The organism is Stieleria sp. (assembly GCF_041595215.1).
GTDB lineage: Bacteria > Planctomycetota > Planctomycetia > Pirellulales > Pirellulaceae > Stieleria > Stieleria magnilauensis.
Window position 1 is genome coordinate 1 of sequence record NZ_JBFHKV010001330.1, and the last position, 2022, is coordinate 2022.

Consider the following 2022-nt stretch of genomic DNA (forward strand, 5'->3'; position numbering starts at 1 on the left):
CCTCGATTCGTTGGCCGTCTTCGGCGATCGGATCGTTCGACGGACGCATTCCCGAACGAACCCACCAACCGATCGCCAGCAGGACGACGGCGGCGGTGGTGAACCATCCCATCGCTACGGGGCTGAAACGCGGCGTGTCCGATGCGACGGGCGTGTCCGTCCGCACCAACGGCAGCGCCGCGGGGCGATCCGCTGACGTTGATTCATCACTGGCGGTCTCCACGACCGTGGGAGACGCGTTGGCGTGTTGCAACGCGAGCAGACGCGAACGCAACTCTGGCGCCAGCCCCACTGTTTTCGCTTCGCCGCGGCTGCGCACCGCCGCAACGATCTCCATCATCAATCCCGGATCGGATGTTGCCGCGTCCGTGATCGCCGTCAATTTTTCCGGATCGTCCATCGTGCCGTCGACGTAGGCCGCAACGTCGTGCAAGGGGACGGGGACGGCGCTGTCGGATTCGTCGCGCGAGTGTGTCGTGCCGTCGGTCACTTCGTGCATCACTTGACGCACGACGCGACCGAGGACGTCGCCGTGATCGTCAGCGTGGACGCCGGAACTGGCCCCGGCCGCGGAGACTCCGTCGAGTCTTCGCCGGACAAGCTGCAATAGCGTTTTGCGGTTGAAGGAATTATTCGGTTTCATCGTCGATCCATTGCCGGAGTCTTTCTTCGGCGCGTCGAAGCGTCGTGCCGATGGAACCGATCGGAATGTCGAATCGGTGACTGATTTCTGCGTACGTTTGTTGCTCCCGGTAAAACGCAACCACCAAGTCTTTTTGCCGTTGCGGCAGGCGATCGACCAGCGTCAGCAGTCGATCTCGTTCTTCCCTGTCGATCAGCAGCGATTCCGGATCGACTGCCGAGGGCCGATCGTCCAGATCGTCCAGCGAATCACGTTGTCCATGCGCATGACGCACCAGTTTTGCCATCACGCGGCGTGCCACGCGGGTGGCGATCACGGCCAAGTAGGTCGCCAGACTACTTTGGTTGCGAAAGGCTCGCAGGGCGGCGACATCGCGAGCCAACAAGGTCGCAAACACCTCCGCCGTCACATCGTCGATCGTCGACCAATCACGGCCCCTTTGAAACACGGCCGCGACGTCCGCCACACGACTTCGCACCAACGCCCCATAGCGATCGATCAGTTTTTCCCACGCCTCGCTGCTGCCGCCCAACAGGTCGTCGATCAATTCCGCATCAACGACCGAAAGCTCCGACGACTTGCGGTCGCCGGAGCCGATGCCGGTGCGCGTTGGGAGGCGTTGTTGCTCGATCGTCTCGGGTGTCCCGGGGAAAGGAGTGACGTCGGTCGTTACGTGTGGGATCGGCTTCCAGCCGGTCGTCTCGGCAACACCATCCTGGACGCCTGACCCACGCATTTCCCGCCCGTCGCTAGCCCGCCATTCTAGACGCTCGCTGCCAGTGCATCACCCGCATCCTCGGAATCTCCGTGACCGCGGCGGACAATGCGGTCGATGTCGTCGACGAACAACTCATCGAGCCGATCGGCAAAGATGACGTCCACTTCTCCGTCACGGGCACGGATCACGTCCGCACCCAAGCCGCCGCGAAGGTCATCGTTGCCCGCTCCCCCGATCAGTTCGTCGTCACCACGCTCCCCGCGGATGCGATCATTCCCGCCGCCGCCGTGCAAGAAGTCGTTGCCGACGCCTCCACGGATTCGGTCATTGCCGTGCCCGGCAAACACCATGTCGTTGCCGCGGCCCCCATGGATGATGTCGTCACCACGATTCACATCCATCGTCCGTCTGGCGTATTCCAGCGGATCGGTCTCGCCTTCGGGCAACGAATTGGTCGCGTCCCCGAAGATCCAATCGTCGCCCGCCCCGCCCCGCAGAATGTCATTGCCCGCACCGCCGATGATGTAGTCGGTCGAAGCGCCGCCGACGATGCGATCATTGCCGGCACCCCCGAACAGCACGTTGACGCCCTTGCCGCCGCGGATGCGGTCGCGGCCGTCGCCGCCTTCGATCAAGGTCGGTCCGCTGCCGGCGGCCAGCC

At 63.6% G+C, this 2022-nt stretch carries 3 protein-coding genes; all 3 read right to left on the reverse strand.

The genetic code is table 11. The features are described 5' to 3' along the window. The coding region (locus ABX749_RS31015; RefSeq protein ID WP_372899443.1) for a hypothetical protein at window positions 1-643 on the reverse strand (643 nt) is incomplete at its 3' end. Next, window positions 630-1379 (reverse strand): RNA polymerase sigma factor, encoded by a 750-nt coding sequence (locus ABX749_RS31020; protein WP_372899444.1) that lies wholly within the window; start codon window positions 1377-1379, stop codon window positions 630-632. The genes ABX749_RS31020 and ABX749_RS31015, both read right to left, overlap by 14 nt. 26 nt (window positions 1380-1405) lie before the next feature. Then, window positions 1406-2022, reverse strand: a 617-nt coding sequence (locus tag ABX749_RS31025) for a calcium-binding protein (RefSeq protein WP_372899445.1), incomplete at its 5' end; no start/stop codon positions are given.

Excerpts from the sequence above, each read along its gene's own strand:
- ABX749_RS31020 (WP_372899444.1), bottom strand. The coding sequence starts at position 1,379 with ATGCGTGGGTCAGGCGTCCAGGATGGTGTTGCCGAGACGACCGGCTGG.